The 19,477-nt window shown below is 44.2% G+C and carries 17 protein-coding genes; 12 read left to right on the top strand and 5 right to left on the bottom strand.

Going from position 1 to position 19,477, the window contains the following annotated elements; translation table 11 throughout:
• The first annotated feature begins 210 nt into the window (after window positions 1-210).
• The 4 genes from deoC to deoD all read left to right on the top strand — a co-directional run bounded on the left by deoC (window position 211) and on the right by deoD (window position 4,730).
• Window positions 211-987, top strand: a complete 777-nt coding sequence (gene deoC / locus VEJY3_RS12615; protein ID WP_014232867.1) for a deoxyribose-phosphate aldolase — start codon at window positions 211-213, stop codon at window positions 985-987.
• 252 nt (window positions 988-1,239) lie between these two features.
• The gene (gene deoA / locus VEJY3_RS12610) at window positions 1,240-2,568 is read left to right on the top strand and encodes a thymidine phosphorylase (protein ID WP_014232866.1); all 1,329 of its coding nucleotides are present in this window, start codon (window positions 1,240-1,242) and stop codon (window positions 2,566-2,568) included.
• Window positions 2,569-2,651: 83 nt separating this feature from the next.
• Window positions 2,652-3,872, top strand: coding sequence for a phosphopentomutase (locus tag VEJY3_RS12605; protein WP_014232865.1), 1,221 nt, complete (start codon window positions 2,652-2,654; stop codon window positions 3,870-3,872).
• A gap of 138 nt (window positions 3,873-4,010) precedes the next feature.
• Window positions 4,011-4,730 carry a purine-nucleoside phosphorylase gene (gene deoD, locus VEJY3_RS12600; RefSeq protein ID WP_014232864.1) on the top strand — a complete coding sequence of 240 codons (720 nt, stop codon included), beginning with the start codon at window positions 4,011-4,013 and terminating at the stop codon, window positions 4,728-4,730.
• An 84-nt stretch (window positions 4,731-4,814) separates the two neighbouring features.
• On the opposite strand, the gene VEJY3_RS12595 is transcribed toward deoD, so the two are convergent.
• Complete coding sequence (locus tag VEJY3_RS12595; RefSeq protein ID WP_014232863.1) at window positions 4,815-5,420, bottom strand: YtjB family periplasmic protein; 606 nt, start codon at window positions 5,418-5,420, stop codon at window positions 4,815-4,817.
• A 91-nt stretch (window positions 5,421-5,511) separates the two neighbouring features.
• Here VEJY3_RS12595 and serB point away from each other — a divergent pair, with 91 nt between their 5' ends.
• On the top strand, window positions 5,512-6,492 hold the full coding sequence (serB, locus tag VEJY3_RS12590; RefSeq protein WP_014232862.1) for a phosphoserine phosphatase: 981 nt from the start codon (window positions 5,512-5,514) through the stop codon (window positions 6,490-6,492).
• A 64-nt stretch (window positions 6,493-6,556) separates the two neighbouring features.
• Here the strand turns inward: serB and VEJY3_RS12585 are convergent, their stop codons facing one another.
• On the bottom strand, window positions 6,557-8,905 hold the full coding sequence (locus VEJY3_RS12585; RefSeq protein WP_014232861.1) for a PilZ domain-containing protein: 2,349 nt from the start codon (window positions 8,903-8,905) through the stop codon (window positions 6,557-6,559).
• A 121-nt stretch (window positions 8,906-9,026) separates the two neighbouring features.
• Here VEJY3_RS12585 and radA point away from each other — a divergent pair, with 121 nt between their 5' ends.
• Together radA and fusA are read left to right on the top strand one after the other, a co-directional pair.
• Window positions 9,027-10,406, top strand: coding sequence for a DNA repair protein RadA (gene radA / locus VEJY3_RS12580; protein ID WP_014232860.1), 1,380 nt, complete (start codon window positions 9,027-9,029; stop codon window positions 10,404-10,406).
• Window positions 10,407-10,611: 205 nt separating this feature from the next.
• On the top strand, window positions 10,612-12,702 hold the full coding sequence (gene fusA / locus VEJY3_RS12575) for an elongation factor G (RefSeq protein WP_014232859.1): 2,091 nt from the start codon (window positions 10,612-10,614) through the stop codon (window positions 12,700-12,702).
• A 92-nt stretch (window positions 12,703-12,794) separates the two neighbouring features.
• On the opposite strand, the gene VEJY3_RS12570 is transcribed toward fusA, so the two are convergent.
• A complete protein-coding gene (locus VEJY3_RS12570; protein ID WP_014232858.1) occupies window positions 12,795-13,721 on the bottom strand; it encodes a LysR substrate-binding domain-containing protein in 927 nt (308 codons plus the stop codon).
• 97 nt (window positions 13,722-13,818) lie between these two features.
• Here VEJY3_RS12570 and VEJY3_RS24830 point away from each other — a divergent pair, with 97 nt between their 5' ends.
• The gene (locus VEJY3_RS24830; RefSeq protein WP_014232857.1) at window positions 13,819-14,028 is read left to right on the top strand and encodes a DUF1127 domain-containing protein; all 210 of its coding nucleotides are present in this window, start codon (window positions 13,819-13,821) and stop codon (window positions 14,026-14,028) included.
• A 54-nt stretch (window positions 14,029-14,082) separates the two neighbouring features.
• Here the strand turns inward: VEJY3_RS24830 and VEJY3_RS12565 are convergent, their stop codons facing one another.
• On the bottom strand, window positions 14,083-15,777 hold the full coding sequence (locus VEJY3_RS12565; RefSeq protein ID WP_014232856.1) for an AMP-binding protein: 1,695 nt from the start codon (window positions 15,775-15,777) through the stop codon (window positions 14,083-14,085).
• Window positions 15,778-15,925: 148 nt separating this feature from the next.
• Window positions 15,926-16,654, bottom strand: a complete 729-nt coding sequence (locus VEJY3_RS12560; RefSeq protein WP_014232855.1) for a helix-turn-helix domain-containing protein — start codon at window positions 16,652-16,654, stop codon at window positions 15,926-15,928.
• A gap of 402 nt (window positions 16,655-17,056) precedes the next feature.
• On the opposite strand from VEJY3_RS12560, the gene VEJY3_RS12555 reads away from it, so the two are divergent.
• The 4 genes from VEJY3_RS12555 to VEJY3_RS12540 all read left to right on the top strand — a co-directional run bounded on the left by VEJY3_RS12555 (window position 17,057) and on the right by VEJY3_RS12540 (window position 19,462).
• Entirely contained in the window at window positions 17,057-17,236 is a 180-nt protein-coding gene (locus VEJY3_RS12555; RefSeq protein WP_014232854.1) for a Flp family type IVb pilin, read from the top strand.
• Between the two features lie 160 nt (window positions 17,237-17,396).
• Window positions 17,397-17,576 carry a Flp family type IVb pilin gene (locus VEJY3_RS12550; protein WP_014232853.1) on the top strand — a complete coding sequence of 60 codons (180 nt, stop codon included), beginning with the start codon at window positions 17,397-17,399 and terminating at the stop codon, window positions 17,574-17,576.
• Between the two features lie 20 nt (window positions 17,577-17,596).
• Complete coding sequence (locus VEJY3_RS12545; RefSeq protein ID WP_014232852.1) at window positions 17,597-18,079, top strand: prepilin peptidase; 483 nt, start codon at window positions 17,597-17,599, stop codon at window positions 18,077-18,079.
• A gap of 75 nt (window positions 18,080-18,154) precedes the next feature.
• Window positions 18,155-19,462: an ATPase AAA gene (locus VEJY3_RS12540; RefSeq protein WP_014232851.1), complete on the top strand. Its 1,308-nt coding sequence runs from the start codon at window positions 18,155-18,157 to the stop codon at window positions 19,460-19,462.
• Window positions 19,463-19,477: the final 15 nt, after the last annotated feature.

Below are 19,477 nucleotides of genomic sequence, written 5' to 3'. Positions count from 1 at the left end.
GTGCCATAGGCCAAATTGGTACTGTGCGGTGACAAGGATAGCAATTGGCATAAGAAATTTTCGCTGTATATGCCGAGTCTTCATGGAACCAAGTCCGTTCATAAATAGACTGCTGAGTCATTTTTTACACAATCTCAACTCGTTGATTATAGTTAGAGTTGCGATGTAAGGCTGAGTAGTGAATTTTTTGAATATTGATCGGAGATAGAAATGAGCGATTTAAAAGCAGCAGCACTACGTGCACTAAAACTTATGGATCTAACTACGCTGAATGATGACGACACTGATGCAAAAGTGATCTCACTATGTCATGACGCGAAAACAGCAGTAGGCAACACGGCTGCAATCTGTATTTACCCTCGCTTTATTCCTATTGCTAAGAAGACACTTCGTGAGCAAGGCACACCAGAGGTTCGCATTGCTACCGTTACCAACTTCCCACACGGAAATGACGACATCGAGATCGCAGTTGCTGAAACAAAAGCAGCGGTTGCTTACGGTGCAGACGAAGTTGACGTAGTGTTCCCATACCGTGCACTAATGGCGGGCGATGAGAAAGTGGGCTTTGAACTGGTTAAGCAATGTAAAGAAGCTTGTGGTGACATTCTTCTTAAAGTGATCATCGAAACGGGTGAACTAAAAGAAGAAGCGCTAATCAAAAAAGCTTCACAAATCTGTATCGAAGCGGGTGCAGACTTTATTAAAACTTCAACAGGTAAAGTGCCTGTGAACGCAACACCAGAATACGCACGAATGATGCTAGAAGTGATTCGTGACATGGGTGTAGCAGAAACAGTTGGTTTCAAACCTGCTGGTGGTGTGCGTACTGCAGAAGACGCAGCGGCTTACCTAGCAATGGCAGATGAAATCTTAGGTGATAACTGGGTTGATGCTCGTCATTACCGTTTCGGTGCATCAAGCCTGCTAACTAACCTGTTAAATACATTAGAAGTAACAGACGAAACGGCTGATCCAACAGCGTACTAACATACCCGTCATATTTGACGCTGCAGCGTTGTTGACTGTGTAAGTTCACCGGAGCGCCGGCCGCCCTAATCACATAGAAAACCTATGCTCATAGGGCTGAACTTACTTGTCGCCTAGCTGCAACGCCAACTATTTAGGGTATGACGAATAAAAACTTAACGTCTGTTTTAAATTTAGGGTGGTGGAACATCGCCCTCTGTTTTACCTCTGTCCTACTTTGACCACAGCTTTCATCGAGCTTGGGAGGCACTAATGTATTTACCGCAAGAAATCATTCGTAAAAAACGTGACGGCGAAGTTCTTTCTGCTGACGAAATCAACTTCTTTATTCAAGGTGTAGCGAACAACACAGTATCTGAAGGTCAGATCGCGGCGTTTGCTATGACTATTTTCTTCAATGAAATGACCATGGATGAGCGTATTGCCCTGACTTGTGCAATGCGCGATTCAGGCATGGTTATCGACTGGAGCCACATGAACTTTGGCGGCCCTATTGTCGATAAGCACTCTACAGGTGGCGTGGGTGATGTGACCTCCCTCATGCTTGGCCCAATGGTGGCGGCGTGTGGTGGTTTCGTACCAATGATCTCTGGCCGTGGCCTTGGTCATACTGGCGGTACGCTCGATAAATTAGAGTCAATCCCAGGCTACAATATCACGCCAACTAACGACGTATTTGGTCAAGTGACGAAAGATGCTGGCGTTGCGATTATCGGCCAAACGGGCGATCTCGCTCCGGCAGATAAGCGCGTGTACGCAACCCGAGATATCACGGCTACCGTTGATAACATTTCCCTAATTACGGCATCGATTCTGTCTAAGAAATTGGCTGCGGGCTTGGAATCTCTAGTGATGGACGTAAAAGTCGGCTCGGGCGCATTCATGCCAACTTATGAAGCATCAGAAGAGCTAGCCAAATCTATCGTTGCGGTAGCAAATGGCGCTGGCACAAAAACAACAGCAATCCTGACAGACATGAACCAGGTTCTAGCGTCTTCAGCCGGTAATGCGGTTGAAGTACGTGAAGCGGTTCGTTTCCTGACTGGTGAATACCGAAATCCACGTCTGCTTGAAGTCACAATGGCGTCGTGTGCGGAAATGTTGGTGCTTGGTAAGCTGGCAGAAAATACAGATGACGCACGTGCGAAACTGATGGAAGTGCTCGACAACGGTAAAGCGGCAGAATGCTTCGGCAAGATGGTTGCAGGTCTAGGCGGCCCAGCAGACTTCGTAGAAAACTACGAAAACTACCTAGAAAAAGCAGAAATCATCAAACCAGTGTATGCGACGGAAACAGGCATTGTCTCTGCGATGGACACACGTGCTATCGGTATGGCTGTGGTCGCGATGGGCGGTGGTCGCCGCGTTGCAACGGATGAAATCGACTACGCGGTTGGTTTTGATGAGTTCATCCGTTTGGGTGAGGTCGCTGATAGTGATAAGCCTCTGGCTGTTATCCACGCTCGCAGTGAAGAGCAGTGGGAAGAAGCGGCAAAAGCACTACGCAGTGCAATCAAAGTTGGTGGTGAATATACACCAACCCCAGAGGTTTACCGTCAGATTCGTGCAGAAGATATCTAGGTCACCAGACCCTAACTGATTAAGTAATTACATAAGGCCTACTCAACCATACTTATTCGCCGAGTGGGCCTAAGGAACGAGCAATGAAAAGAGCATTTATTTTAGTACTAGACTCATTCGGTATCGGTGAAACGGCTGATGCTAAAGAATTTGGTGATGTAGGTTCAGACACTCTAGGTCATATTGCGGACCAGTGTGAAAAAGGCTTAGCAGATAACGACAAACGTCAAGGTGCACTTCGTCTTCCAAACCTATCTAAACTTGGTTTGGCGATGGCACATAAAGAATCAACAGGTCGCTTTGCTCCTGGTCTAGACGCAGATGCAGAAATCATCGGTGCTTACGGTCACGCGGCTGAGCTGTCTTCTGGTAAAGACACTCCGTCTGGTCACTGGGAAATTGCTGGTGTGCCTGTTTTATTTGATTGGGGCTACTTTAGAGACAAAACTAACAGCTTTCCTGAAGAGTTGACGAATCGCATCCTTGAGCGTGCTGGCTTAGATGGCTACTTAGGTAACTGCCATGCTTCTGGTACTCAAGTATTGGATGATTTGGGTGAAGAGCACATGAAGACAGGTTTGCCTATCTTCTATACTTCAGCAGACTCGGTATTCCAGATTGCGTGTCACGAAGAGACATTTGGCCTGGATCGTCTATTAGATCTTTGCCAAATCGCTCGTGAAGAGCTCGCTGATTACAACATTGGCCGTGTTATTGCGCGTCCATTCATTGGCCCGGGCAAAGGTCAGTTTGAACGTACTGGTAACCGCCGTGACTTGTCAGTTGAGCCGCCATCAGCCACTGTTCTACAAAAATTGGTAGAAGAGAAGCAAGGCAATGTTGTTTCTATCGGTAAGATTGCCGATATCTACGCAAACTGCGGTATCACTAAGAAAGTGAAAGCAACAGGTATCCCAGCATTGTTCGAAGCTACGTTAGAGCAGATCAAAGAAGCAGGTGATAACACCATCGTATTCACTAACTTTGTTGATTTCGATTCAGCTTATGGCCACCGTCGTGATGTGGCGGGTTACGCTTCGGCTCTTGAGTACTTTGATGGTCGCATCAACGAAGTGCTAGAGCTGATGGATGAAGACGACGTACTTATCCTAACCGCGGACCACGGTTGTGACCCGACATGGCCAGGTACAGACCATACTCGTGAGCACATTCCAGTATTGGTTTACGGTCAAAAAGTGCCTGCTGGCTCTCTTGGCCGCCGCGAAACGTTCGCAGATATTGGCCAAACGTTGGCGAGTTACTTCGGTACTTCACCAATGGAATACGGTAAGAACTTCCTGTAATCGGGATACTAAAAACTGGGAGCCTAATGCTCCTGGTTTTATGTTTGCAGTATGAAAGTGCTGCTTGTCGGAAATGAGAAGACTCTGGCTGACAGCGCCTTAAGCGCGGAGCGCTAGAGAAAGGTTAAGGAGAAAAAAATGGCAACTCCACATATCAACGCTGAAATGGGTGCATTCGCAGACGTAGTACTGATGCCGGGTGACCCGCTACGTGCAAAATACATTGCAGAAACTTTCCTTGAAGACGTTGTTCAAGTGTGTGACGTTCGCAACATGTTCGGTTATACAGGAACATACAAAGGTCGAAAAATCTCTGTAATGGGCCACGGTATGGGCATCCCATCATGTTCGATCTACGCGACTGAACTTATCAAAGACTTCGGTGTGAAAAAGATCATCCGTGTTGGCAGCTGTGGTGCTGTGAATGAAGACATCAAAGTACGTGATGTTGTGATCGGTATGGGCGCGTGTACGGATTCAAAAGTAAACCGCATTCGCTTTAAAGGCCATGACTTCGCTGCTATTGCTGATTACAAAATGGTTCGTGCCGCAGAAGATGCAGCAAAAGCACGTGGCATTGATGTGAAAGTGGGTAACCTTTTCTCTGCAGAGCTTTTCTACACGCCTGATCCAGAAATGTTCGATGTAATGGACAAGTACGGTATTGTGGGTGTTGAAATGGAAGCGGCTGGTATTTACGGCGTAGCAGCAGAATACGGTGCTAAAGCACTAACCATCTGTACGGTTTCTGACCACATCAAAACTGGCGAGCAAACCACTTCAGATGAGCGTCAAACCACGTTCAACGACATGATGCTGATTGCACTGGATTCGGTATTACTTGGTGATAAAGAGTAAGCCCCAGTAATCGCAACTAAGCACCTAAAAAAACAGCCCGCACAATGCGGGCTGTTTTTATATTCAATTCTGATTACCGGTGAGTTATTTGGTTAGCAGAAGGTTTTCTGCCTTCTTTCTGCGAATTGGTTGCCTGCGTAAAATCATAATGAACAGCATGCCACACACAAAACTCATCAAGACCATCATGTACATGTAGCGATCACTTTTGCGATAGTGGTGGTCAGAAATCGCGGTAACACGGCCTGTTTCGAACGTCACTCGGACAAAACCGACAACAGAACCGTCAGCAATGACTGGCTCAACCAGTTGTTGTCGACCAATTGAAGCGGTTGCCAGTGGGGTGTCTAATCCCAAAACTTCTCGTACTGATAATGCTTCTTCACTAGAGGCCAGGCGCACGCCTTGTGCATCATAGATGGTTGCATCAAATACCAGGCGATCTTGTGCAAGTTGATTCGTCAACTGCAGTAATCGCTCCTGATCATTGTTCACAATCATTTCACTGGCAGACAAAGATGCCTGCGAGATCAAAACCTTGGTGAGTGTCTCAAGCTGATGTGCTTGAATTTTTTCGTTGCCCTTACTGATCACCACACTGTTTTTTATCGTGATAAATAGCATCACACACAGTAGTATTAGCGCCAGAATTCGTAGGGCATTCCTTACTGAGAACAAGGATTCACTCATGCTCTTTACTCATCCATTTAAAATAAAACAAAGACTTGCCTTTTTAGTTTGTTGAGGTAACGTTTTAGCAAAGTCACCAAGGATTATATACATGGACGCGTCAAAAAGCTTGCCTATAAGAAAACATACGACACTTTTAAATCGACTGCCTGAAACTCGCTTTGCCTCTCAGTTGGACAGAGCCAAAGCAAATTGGATTATTTTTTCTACTTACCTTTCACCGCGTCATTTTGAAGACATTGACTTTTATACTGGTTTTTACAATCCGGTCCTAGAAACATGGAAGGTGGGTCAGTACGAAGTCGCATTGATGTCAGGTGAACTTACGTCTCAACACGAAACGATTTTAAAAAGCCTTAACTTAGATTACGCATCACTCAATGAAGTTCCTGATTTATCGACTACAGGACTCATTGTGTTTGATATGGATTCGACAGCCATTCAAATTGAATGCATTGATGAGATTGCGAAGTTGGCTGGTGTTGGTGAAGAAGTCGCTGAAGTTACAGAACGTGCGATGCAAGGAGAACTGGATTTTGAACAGAGCCTTCGTCAACGAGTTGGCAAACTCAAAGGTGCTGACGAATCTATTCTTGAACAAGTACGCTCACAACTTCCATTCATGCAAGACTTTGAAGCACTGATTGCAACAATGAAAGCGTTGGGCTGGAAAACCGCGATTGCTTCTGGTGGCTTCGACTACTTCTCTGATTACATCAAAGATAAAGTGGGGTTAGATTTCGCTCGCTCGAACAAGCTGGAAATCATCAACGGAAAACTCACGGGTAAAGTGCTTGGTGACGTCGTCAACGCGCAAGTGAAATCCGATATCTTGGTTGAATTAGCGGATGAGTACGAAATCGAGCAGCATAATACGGTTGCGGTAGGTGACGGCGCGAATGATTTGGTGATGATGTCTGCTGCAGGTTTGGGTATAGCGTACCATGCGAAACCGAAAGTCGAGGCACAGGCTCAATCTGCGATTCGTTATTCTGGTTTGGGTGGTGTGCTTTGTATCCTGTCAGGGGCGCTGGTTAAACAACAGAAAATTAGCTGGAAGTCTAAGCCATAGCCTATTGGTAAAAGACAGCTGACTTGGTTCAATATTGAAACACCGCCGAACAGGGCGGTGTTTTTTATTCGGTTAGCTCTAGCCTAACGAGTACTTCTTCCGTGATGTCTTCAAACTCACTGTAACCGATAAGTGCAGTGAGCTCCTTTTCTAGTTTGCTTGCCTGATGCACACTAAACTGAGTTAACTCACTCAAGTCTCTTTGCAGTAGAGAGGTCATGGGTTCAAAAATAGGCGCGGTAGAGAGACGCAGAACATAGAAATCGCCCATCATGCGCGCTTTTTTTATAAACTGAATGCGCTCTTTCAGGCTGCTAAAATCCTGATGCAGCTTGGACTCTATACCAGTAACCTTGTTACCGATTTTTGAAGCGCTGATGTAAATGTCTTCGTGTTTTTCCTGTACGCCTTCTATACGTTTGATTAGGTCTGCGATCAGAGTGCTCGTACGACCTTTAAAGATCGGATCCAGAATAAACTTATTGTCATGACCAATCTGAGCAAAAATCTCAACATGCTTGGGTAAGGGCAGGTTTACACCGATAACCGGTGTTTTAAACGATCCCGTTGATGTTTTACTAATGAAAACCGGAGAACTCAGGCTTCTGGACAGAATAGTACTATGCAGCCTCTCCAGTAGCTCATGGCTTGGCAGCACATCTGCCTGCTGAAGCAACTTGTTCTTATTATGCTCAATGACTTTATTAAGAAATGCGATCACTCGACGTGCTTTGCTGCTTTGACCAATGACCAATTGAACTCTATGACCATCGGGGCTGACTCGCACGACTCGATAAGGCACGTCGGATAGCGGCAAGTTACTATCGTACAATTGCAGTTCACGAAAGTTAATGGCGACCTCTTGACCTGCGCGCAAGGAGGCTGGAGTTTCTAGCTGAATTCCGAGTCCTCGCTTCGAAATATCAACACTGTATCCCGAACTATTTAATTGCCCCGACATTAACGCGAGTGGCGTTTTAAATCGATATCGAGGCTCTTTACGCCGAGATTGCGCATCAAAATACATCCCTTTGGGTTGGCCGGTTATTCGTCTCGGATGTCGAAACGCATTTAAGGTATTTGAAGGCAAACGAGGCTTTTCGGTTAACAGATAGTCTTGTCCTGAAGCTTCGTCCGAGATTTCTTGCAAGATCCCCACGTGAGTAAGTAAATTCGAGGTTTCTGCCAGCTCAGAAGAGAATGAAGCGAGTTCCTCTCTTTCTTGCTCGGAAAGTTCAAAGATAGACACGCGAAACACTCGCCAGCTTTTTCGCTTTGCTCCTAAATGCCAGAATAGTTGGCGTTGCTCTCTGGTTGCTTCCGGTCTCAGCATCGAATAGAAATAAGTTTTGTTATCGTGCTCGTGAGTAAATGAATAGAGAACGTTAGTGGTGCCTTTTACTCCCGGTGTAATCAGCGATGTCATTCTTTCTTCATGGAACAGGGACCCAAAAACTTGTTGGTTGCGTTCATCGTGCCAGTATTGCCATAGCTTTTGATTATTCGGCGTTAGCATGGCAAGTTTGAGCTCGCTGCCTTGAAAGAACAGCGGCAAGTTGCTGGTGTGTTTAAGAGCCAAATGCTCATATCCGCGCGTACGAGCCCGAATGATTTTATCCTGATTATCATGACGTGTGCGTTTCGCATCGCTATTTAGCACTTCATCAATGACTCTGTCGATCACATTGGTTTCGGTTAGGAGAATGGTTCTCAGATATCGAATGGCATCATTTTCGTAGAAGTCTTCAACAGCTAGAATCCGATAAGTCAGAGGCTTTTCTATTCCGGCTAATTGAGATTTACTGGCAAAGTCGGTAAAAGTCACCTCAATGATTTCACCAAGGTTGTATTTAAAGGCGCTGGGCACTTTGAATTTTGCGCCAGAGCTGGATAGATCAATGCTCACACCGTGGAGCAGTTGGCCTTTTGAACGATGTATTTCTACTTGTGACTGGACTTTTAAACGCTTCTCCTGACGCTTTAAGTCAAAACCTAATTGGATAGGTACGGCACTAAACGGGCTTTGAGTCTCAGATAGGGAGGAGTGATGTTCTTCGACAGCTTGTTTGCCCATTACTCGAAAATTATTCCGGGTGCTAATAAGCGTTTCCCAGACGCCTTCGGTATAGCCACCATACTTTCTGGTGCTTTTGTGATAGGCATTGAATGCTACATCATCTAACCAGTGTGGAATGCCATCAAATATGTATTTTCTGCATTCCCCGTTAACACGACCGCGTAAATCAATGCTTTTTTTGCACGGTGCCATTAATCGGTTTAATTCTATCTTGACCAAAATTTTGGCTGAAGGTGGCGCGTCCTCGGTCAGTTGGCCAAGGACAAAATCAAAGTCTACAGAACCATAGACCGGGATGAGCCGTTCCGCGAGCGAGAGAATTTCAGATTGCAGCATTATTTCTGTTAGAGTATGTCGTTATTTGAATTGTATCGGCTAAGCGCAGTAAACCTTGAGTATATTCAGTTCTCAAGTCAGTTGGCAGTGCTTGGTCACATTTGTTAAAAATTGAGGCATCATGGCGAAAGCAAAACGAGCGTATGTTTGTAATGATTGCGGCGCAGACTTTCCGCGTTGGCAGGGGCAATGTAATGCGTGTGGTGCATGGAATACGATTACAGAAGTACGAATTGCTGCTTCGCCGACCGTCGCCCGCAATGAACGCTTAAGTGGTTACGCAGGTTCTGCGACAGAATCTCAGGTACAAACGTTATCAGAAATTAACCTGCAAGAAGTGCCACGCTTTACCAGTGGCTTTAAAGAGCTCGATCGTGTGCTTGGTGGCGGTGTCGTTCCCGGTGCTGCGATATTGATTGGTGGTAACCCCGGAGCAGGTAAGTCAACGTTGCTTTTGCAAACTATGTGCTCTTTGTCGGGACAAATGCCGACTTTATACGTAACGGGTGAAGAATCGCTGCAACAGGTTGCGATGCGTGCTTCTCGTCTTGGTTTGCCAAAAGATCACCTGAAGATGTTATCTGAAACCAACGTGGATAAGATCTGTCAAATTGCTGAGAAAGAGCAACCTCGCATTATGGTGATTGACTCGATTCAGGTGATGCACGTTTCTGATGTTCAGTCTTCGCCGGGTAGTGTCGCGCAGGTCCGTGAGTCCGCGACAGCGCTTACACGATACGCGAAGCAAAACAATGTTGCGGTATTTATCGTTGGTCACGTAACCAAAGATGGTACGCTCGCTGGCCCGAAAGTTCTTGAACATATTATTGACTGTTCTGTGTTACTAGACGGCGGCACTGATAGCCGATTCCGAACGTTGCGCAGTCACAAAAACCGTTTTGGTGCAGTGAACGAACTTGGCGTATTTGCAATGACAGGGCAGGGCCTCAAAGAAGTGAGCAACCCATCGGCGATTTTCCTTTCTCGCGGTGAAGAGGAAACCTCAGGGTCTTCAGTTATGGTCGTATGGGAAGGGACTCGTCCTCTATTAGTCGAGATACAAGCCCTGGTGGATTATTCGCAACTCGCTAACCCACGCCGAGTGGCTGTAGGCCTCGAACAAAACCGTCTATCTTTATTACTGGCTGTGCTGCATAAACACGGCGGGTTACAAATGGCAGACCAAGACGTGTTTGTTAATGTCGTCGGTGGTGTGAAAGTCACCGAGACCAGTGCGGATCTTGCGTTAGTCATGGCGTTGTTATCGAGCTTTCGTGATCGTGCTCTACCCAAAGATGTGGTTATCTTTGGTGAGGTTGGCTTAGCGGGGGAAATTCGTCCTGTACCGAGTGGGCAAGAGCGATTAAATGAAGCGTTTAAACACGGCTTTAAGAAAGCAATTGTTCCGGCTGCTAATATGCCAAAAGGTGGCATCCCGGGCATGCAAATTCATGGGGTTAAGAAATTATCAGAGGCAATCGAAGCTTTTGATGAGTTATAAAGCGCTAAACTAGGCGTTTCAAATATGTAAAATCCATTTTCAAAGAGAGCGAATAAAGCACACAAATCGTTATATTTGGCTATCCTTTGAGGATGGAAAATTTACGTTAAAAATTTTTTTCTTCCATCTGCACGCAAGGGTATCAGTATTGACAGAATATGATATACTCTGCGCGCACTTTATACCTTATTAACAGAGTAAGACAATGACTGATTTATCAAAATACAGAAACATTGGTATTTTTGCTCACGTAGACGCGGGTAAAACTACCTCTACAGAGCGTATCCTAAAGCTAACTGGTAAGATCCATAAGATTGGTGACACTCACGACGGTTCAACTACTACTGACTTCATGGAGCAGGAAGCTGAGCGTGGTATCACTATCCAGTCTGCAGCAACAACTTGTTTCTGGAACGATCACCGTCTAAACATCATCGATACTCCTGGACACGTTGACTTCACAATCGAAGTTTACCGTTCTCTAAAAGTACTTGACGGTGGTATCGGTGTATTCTGTGGTTCTGGTGGTGTTGAGCCTCAGTCAGAAACTAACTGGCGTTACGCTGACGAATCACACGTATCACGTCTGATCTTCGTTAACAAACTAGACCGTATGGGCGCAGACTTCTACAAAGTTGTAGACCAAGTACAAAACGTTCTAGGTGCAACTCCTCTAGTAATGACTCTACCTATCGGTATCGAAGAAGATTTCGTAGGTGTTGTAGACGTACTAAGCCAAAAAGCTTACGTATGGGATGAGTCTGGCCAGCCAGAGAACTACGAAGTTCAAGATATTCCTGCAGACATGGTAGACAAAGCTGCTGAATACCGTGAAATGCTAATCGAAACTGCTCTAGAGCAAGACGAAGATCTAATGATGGCTTACCTAGAAGAAGGCGAAGAGCCATCTCTAGAAGACATCCAACGTTGTATCCGTAAAGGTACACGTGACCTAGCATTCTTCCCAACTTACTGTGGTTCAGCGTACAAGAACAAAGGTATCCAACTTATTCTTGACGCGGTAGTAGATTACCTACCAGCGCCAACAGAAGTAGATCCTCAGCCTCTAACTGATTCAGAGACTGGCGAACCAACTGGTGAAGTTGCAACTGTATCTGCAGATGAGCCACTAAAAGCGCTTGCGTTCAAGATCATGGACGACCGTTTCGGTGCCCTAACATTCATCCGTATCTACTCTGGTAAGATGAAGAAAGGTGACACAATCCTTAACTCTGCAACTGGTAAAACAGAGCGTATCGGCCGTATGGTTGAGATGCACGCAGACGAGCGTAACGAGATCGATTCAGCACAAGCTGGTGACATCATCGCTGTTGTTGGTATGAAGAACGTTCAAACAGGTCACACTCTATGTGATCCTAAGCACGAATGTACTCTAGAGCCAATGATCTTCCCAGATCCAGTAATCTCTATCGCTGTTAAGCCTAAAGATAAAGGCGGCTCTGAGAAAATGGGTATCGCGATCGGTAAAATGGTTGCAGAAGATCCATCTTTCCAAGTTGAGACAGATGAAGAATCAGGCGAAACTATCCTACGTGGTATGGGTGAACTTCACCTAGATATCAAAGTTGATATCCTAAAACGTACTTACGGCGTTGAGCTAGAAGTAGGTGCTCCTCAGGTTGCTTACCGTGAAACTATCACTCAAGCAATCGAAGACAGCTACACGCACAAGAAGCAGTCTGGTGGTTCTGGTCAGTTCGCGAAAATCGACTACCGTATCAAACCAGGTGAGCCAAACTCAGGCTTCGCGTTCAAATCAACAGTTGTTGGTGGTAACGTACCTAAAGAATTCTGGCCTGCAGTTGAGAAAGGCTTCGCTGGCATGATGCAAACTGGTGTTCTAGCTGGCTTCCCAACTCTAGACGTAGAAGTTGAACTATTCGACGGTGGTTTCCACGCAGTTGACTCTTCAGCTATCGCTTACGAAATCGCTGCTAAAGGCGCATTCCGTCAGTCTATGCCTAAAGCTGGCGCGCAACTTCTTGAGCCAATCATGAAAGTTGACGTGTTCACTCCAGAAGATCACGTTGGTGACGTAATCGGTGACCTTAACCGTCGTCGTGGTATGATCAAAGACCAACAAGCTGGTACTACTGGCGTACGTATCAAGGGTGATGTACCTCTATCAGAAATGTTCGGTTACATCGGTACTCTACGTACAATGACTTCTGGTCGTGGTCAGTTCTCTATGGAGTTCTCACACTACGCACCATGTCCAAACAACGTTGCAGAGCAAGTAATCTCTGACGTTAAAGAGCGTAACGCTAAGAAGTAATTCTTAAGTTAACTCTATGATTTTAAAGCCCCGCCTAGTGCGGGGCTTTTTATTAATCTCAAAAAATAATTTTGTCATTCAATTGGAACGATTCAGTCTGATAGCGCGATGGTTTTAAAGTCTCGATTAACCGACTTTTCAAAACTGTCGATCTCTTCTTTTAACCACTTTGCAAACTGCTGTGCTTTAGGCCGTTGCAGGTATCCCTTTGGGGCACATAAGTAGTAAGCGAATTTAGGTTTGATGGCGATGTCGCCAATCCGTACCAACTTACCCGTTCGAAAATATTGATAGGCCAAACTGTGTTTCACGAGCGCCACCCCTTGTAATGATAAGGCGGCCTCTAGTACGAGATGGGAACCGCTGTATTTTAGCGCTGGTTTGGCAGCATGTTGTCCTAGTCTTTCTAACCACATATTCCAGTCGAGATCAGGCCAAAGATCTTCGATAAGCTCCGCTTTGCTCAAATCTTCGATGTTATAAATGCTGTGCTCTTTTTGATAAACCGGATGACAGGCAGGATAGAAAGCTTCATCCATTAACCATTGCGATTCTAAATTAGGGTAGTTTCCTGAACCGTAACGAACGCATAAATCTATTTGACTGTCTTGAAAAGAAACCAGTTCATTCGTTGGCTCCAGCAAAAGTGATAGTTCAGGATGACGTTGTCTAAAGGCCGTTATTTTAGGAACTAGCCAATGGTGTGCAAACGAGGGAAGTGTTGAGATAGAAAGTTGGTTTGGGTTGGGATCTTGGTTAATTAGACGAACACCTTGTTGTATGTGGCTAAATCCTCGTTCTGCTTGAGCAAATAGCAACTCTCCCTGAGGTGTTAGCAGTATCTTCCTGTGTTGGCGAACAAACAGGTCAGTACCCAAAAATTCTTCTAACTGCCGGATTTGTTGGCTAATTGCAGCGGGAGTAACAAACAAACTTTTGGCTGCGGATTTAAAGCTGCCTTCTTTCGCTGCGATGAAGAAATAGTATAAGCCTTGTAGAGGTGGCATCCGATCTTTCACATTAGTTTTCCTTAACTCAATGGCAGGTTCTATCGTTTGAGATTATTAAGGTAGTCGTTGATTATTAACTGGTCAACAGATTAAAAGGGTGAAAGAGATGGAAAACATCACGAACAGCTGTGAACGAGCTTTGCTAACGACACAACAAAATTGGATTCAGTTAATTTTTTCTAAACTCTACTTATGGAAAAGAAATCATAGGACTCGTCGTCATCTAAGAGAGTTACCTGAACATCTTTGGAATGATATTGGTTTGGAAAAGCATGAGGTGTTAAAAGAAAGCCATAAACCATTTTGGAGGCCGTAGTTTGAAGCAAGGTGAGTGGCACTCCTCAACGGCTATTGAGGAGTGCTAGCTTAATTATAAGTCTTCTTCCCAGAGTACTAATTGGCCTTTCGGCCAGTTATGACCAAGTTCGTGGTACTTTTGTTCAAGTACGTGGCGCTTTATTTTCAGAGTTGGGGTAAGGACGCCATTTTCGATATTCCATGGCTCTTTTATCATCAACACGCCTTTTATTTGCTCGTGAGATGCCAGCTCTTTATTCATTCGCTCAATGACTTTACGAGTGGAACGTTCATAACGCTCTTTGTCGAAGTGAGGGAAATCATGAGGCACGACCAACAATATTGGGCCTGGTAAGCCAAGACCAATCAGACACATCATTTCTATGCGACTGTATTCGAACAATTTCTTTTCTATCGGTACGGGAGAAACGAACTTCCCTTTCGCGGTTTTAAATGTGTCTTTTTTGCGGCCTTGAATCGTAAGATAACCATCAGCATCTATCGCTCCGATGTCACCAGTGTGCAGCCAGCCTTCTGAATCGAAAGATTCTTGAGTCGCGATATCATTTTTATAGTAGCCAGAGAATAATCCTTTACCTCGAACCATGATTTCGCTGTCATCAGCAATTTTAAGTTCTATACCAGGCCCCGCATTGCCGACAGTACCAATTTTATCGGCTCTAAAAGGATAATTAATCGTGCTGTAAGCAAAGGACTCCGTCATCCCCCAAGCTTCGGTAATATTAAGCCCAACGCTGTGGTACCATTCTAACAAAGCTGGTGATACGGGAGCAGAGCCACACCCCAATACTCTGGCTTGGTCTAAACCTAACCCAACGGCAAGTTTCTTCTTAATCAGCGAATTCACAAAGGGGATCTTGAGAAGAATGTTCAAAGACTTTTGCGGTAACTTATCCTGAATTCGCTGCTGGAATAATGTCCATAACCTTGGCACTGAGATGAACAAGGTTGGTCTATGCATTTTTACATCTTCAATAAATGTGTCGAGTGACTCTGGAAATGCTGTGGGTACGCCACCCATAATTGAAGAACCAAATATATACACTCGTTCAGTAATGTGTGCGAGTGGTAGGTAGGAGAACAATCGGTCGTTTGGTTGTATGCCAATATGATTGATCAGCTGTTGCACAGACCAACTGAATGCGCCGTAGGTCAACATTGCCCCTTTTGGTAAGCCTGAAGTACCGGATGTATAAACCAGCGACATGAGCTTGTCGTCGTAATGTTGTGGACGTTCTACACTTGGCACTTCATTTGCTATAAGCTCAGCATATTGATGCTGGCACATCGGTGCAGAGTTATATGGCAGTGCGATACTGATCAGACCGCCCATTTCATTAATTACTTGCTGAGTAGCCTTTGAGTCGTCCAACTTACCGCTGATAAGCACCTTACTTTCACTGTGCGTGAGGCAGTACTCGATAGTGTCTGCTCCAGCCGTTGGGAAGATGGGCACACTAACGTAATCACCCAGCATCATAGCTAGATCGCAGATAAACCACTCTGCGCAATTTTTGGAGATTAACGCTACCTTATCACCTGGATTAACACCAAGCTTGCGTAATGCGCTCACCAGCTTGAGAGCTTGGTCTGCGACTTCAGCGTAAGTGAATTCAACGAATTCCCGATTAATGATTTGCTTTAAGTAAACCTCATTTGGACGCTCTTCTGCCCATTTTAGAATCATTTCATTTGGCGGAGGGAGAGCGCAACCAGCAGAGGAGTTGGCTACATTCGGCTGTTGCATCATAAGTGACTCCATGTCTTCTCGTTTTTATATTTGTTAACATAATGTTAACTTTAGCATGTGAGTTACTGTACGGGAATGTATTTTGATGAAATATGCGGCCAAGGCAGTGCTATATCTTTTGCAAAACCTACCTAAAAAATGAGTTCTAAAACTGTTGTCGGTAGCTTGCTGGTGAGAAGCCAGTCTTTTTCTTAAAAATCCGAGAGAAATAAGAAACATCGTGGTAGCCGCATTGGTAAGCGATGTAAGCAATTTTCATTGAATTGTCTTCGGTGAGCATCTTCTTCGCTAATGCAATACGCTTCGCGGTAACATAATCACGAAAGCACATCCCAACCTTACGGCGAAACACTTTCGAAAAGTAGGTGGTAGAGTAGTGGCAGAGAGCAGCTGCATCTTCTTCGCGCAACTCTCGATGTATATTATTGGAGATATAATCAACGACCTCAGAAAAGTTGGCTTTACCATTCTTAGAGCATGATTTTTTTGGTAACGAAAGAGAGCTTTCAAAGCTATGATTGAAAAAGTATTTTAGCTTTATCTGAGATAACCAATGTGACAGATAGTTATCGTCTAATGCGTAGTATTCAGCGGTTACATGTTGTGGTGGTAGTTTGTTAGCTTCGATACCTTTCGTGTATACAACAATGAGTTTTTTATCTAGATTTTCACACAGTGTTACAACGCTTTGTAACAAGTCAAATGGATGATCCGTTGCGTAATAAAAAAAGTAATTGAATTCTTTATCGCTGATCACTGATATGTCATTGCTGTGGTCGAGTAATTCGAAGTACTGCGTAAATACCCATCGAAATTGCTCTGGCAGGGATGATAAGGCCCCCCCAATCCAACACGCTTTAACAAGCCTTTCCATATAAAATCCATTTAATTCATACTTATACAAGAATTTAACGTGGATCAACCCATCTGAACCTCAATCCTTGAGTGTTTAGATTAACCCTTTCGTTTATTAATTTCTGATTCAAATCATATTTTAGTTTTATCAATTAACTGATTATGGTGGGGATTTTAACGATTAAGTGTGATGTCTATCTCATATTTCATAGCCACTAATCTCATAGTTAATACAGCATACTGATAAATACATTGATAGCAAAAAAGTACCAATGAATGGCAAAAATATCCTAACGTTCTAACACTTTTCTAACCTAAATTGATTTCGAAACCCCTGCTAAAGTAGGGACGTTTCATGAGGGGTTAAACACTAAAATCAATATTAAAGATCTCTAAAACGGATCTTTAGGGGGCATTTAAAATGGATAAATTTACACAAGTACTTAAAGACTTTTGGAATGATGAAGAAGGCTTGACACTTCTTGAATACATTCTTGGTGCGGCACTGATTGTGGCGGCAATGCTAAGCTTGGGGTTCTGGTCAGCTTTAGCAACAACGTTCGGCACGATAGAGGGCAAGATCTCTGGTAAAGTTAGCTAAAACATTCCGTTTATTGATTCTGGTTTTGGTGTCTCTTATTCGGGGGCACCAAGTTACCAGATGAACAGTTGACCCGATGATTGTGGCGATGAGTGAAATTGCAACGGTAACGGTATAGTCAGTCACAGCAGTTTTGTTTTTTAGGGGGCAGGATTTTTAAATGAGCAATCTAGTAGATTTTCTCAAAGATTTTTGGGAAGACGAAGAAGGCCTTACGCTTCTGGAGTACATTTTGGGTGCAGCTTTGATTGTTACAGCGTTCTTGAGTTTGGGCTTCTGGACAGGTGTAAAAACCTCGTTTGGTTTAGTCTCCGGTAAAATAGCAGACGAAGCGAGTTAACCTTGCTTAAAGACTATTATATGAATTTACTTATCTGGGTTTTGTTATTCATCATTGGTGTGTCTGATGTCCAGAGGAATCGTATACCAAATAATCTTGTAATAATTCTATTATTGATAGTTGTTATAGATCTGTTTCAGACTCCTGGTTTGTTATGGACTTTGCATATTAAAGGTATGCTAATAACTTTGGGTGTGGGATTTGGCTTGTATGTTGTTAAAGCGATGGCTGGTGGAGATGTGAAGCTCCTAACGGTGGTAGGCTTGTGGTTGGGCGCAGAAGTAATGTGGCAGGTGACCGCGTATGTAGTTGTGGCTGGTGGTATTATTGGGGCGTTTTATCTCATGCTACATATGGCATCTTCAGGGCAATCTTTTAAAGAGCACGTTAAAGTTTATGCAGTTCAACGGGTAACTCGAGGGTGGAGCACCCAGTATCCTCTGGTTATTCCTTTTGCTCCAGCGATTGTAATTGGAATGGCTTATTATTTTTATATTTTTTAGTAAATCATCTTAGATGACATAAACAAGGACATCAACTTACATCTGTCAAGTGCCAATATTAGGAGGGTACCGTCTATGACTATGGTCTCTAAGGGCACTTTAGTGCCACAAATTGATCCACCACCTATACCTTCTTCTGAAGAACACCTAGATATTCCGGCTGCAGTCGTTGAGCATTTATTACTTAAGCATTTAATGGCATTTCCTAAATCTGATTTGATAGAGCTGTCTAATAGAATGTGTGTGGTTTCTTCCATTATCGAGTCGTCACTAGCCCATCTTCGGGGGCGTAGCTGGGTTGAAGTGTATCAGCCATTAAACGCGACAAGCTCTTACTCCAATATTCGTTATGGATTAACAGATCTTGGTTTGGCGGAAGCAGAACTTGCCTTTCGTAAAGAGGCTTATATCGGGCCTGTACCTGTGTCACTAGAACAATATTGGGATATTGTACGTAGACAGCATCTACGTAATCAACCTATAGCAAGAGCTGATGTAGAGAGGGCTCTTGATGATGTTTATGGTGCTGAACGCCTTATTCCAGTTTTGGGGCCTGCGATTAATTCAGGGCGAGCTCTATTACTTTACGGACATGCCGGTACCGGTAAGAGTTACGTTGCGGCTAGAGTATTAAACGCATTAAATACTTCGGTGTTCATTCCTCATGCTGTTTTTGCTGATGGAAATATTATTAAGGTGTTTTCACCGCACCACCATAAAAAACTCGACAACTCGGATACCAAGTCGTTTGTTAAGCTGAGTGATCATTATGATAAACGCTGGGTACTATGCGAAAGACCCAACATTCAAGTTGGTGGCGAGTTGACCATGGATATGCTCGAAGTCAATCATACTGAGCACAATCGAGTTTGGATAGCACCACTACAAATGATGGCCAACAACGGAATCTTAGTTATCGATGACTTAGGTCGTCAATCTATGCCAGTTGCAACTGTACTTAATCGCTGGATTGTGCCGATGGAGTATTTTGTAGATCACCTTGGTTTACCTAATGGGCAACAAATATCGGTCCCGTTCCTGCTTACTCTTGCATTTTCATCCAACCTTCCGCCGAGTTCTATCGCGGATCCGGCATTTTTAAGACGACTTGGCTACAAGATTGAATTTAATCCTCTAGAGTTAGAAGAGTACTGTCAGTTGTGGATGGATTTGTCAGAAGCTTATCAACTGGTTTTAGAAGACGGTTTTTTTGACCGATTAAAGCAGCTTCATGATGATACGGGTACTGGGTATTTCCCATGTCTACCAAAAGATATTTTAGGGATTAGTAGAGATATTTTGAAGTTTGAGGAAATAGGGGAGCTTGTGTCAACAAAGATTCTGACGCGTGCTTGGGGGCTCTATTTCACTGTTGATGAATAAAAGTGAGGGGATGTC

The organism is Vibrio sp. EJY3 (genome assembly GCF_000241385.1).
In the GTDB taxonomy this organism is placed as follows: Bacteria; Pseudomonadota; Gammaproteobacteria; order Enterobacterales; family Vibrionaceae; genus Vibrio; species Vibrio natriegens.
Note: the sequence above shows the minus strand (reverse complement) of the source record. Positions and strands in the feature narration are given on the sequence as shown.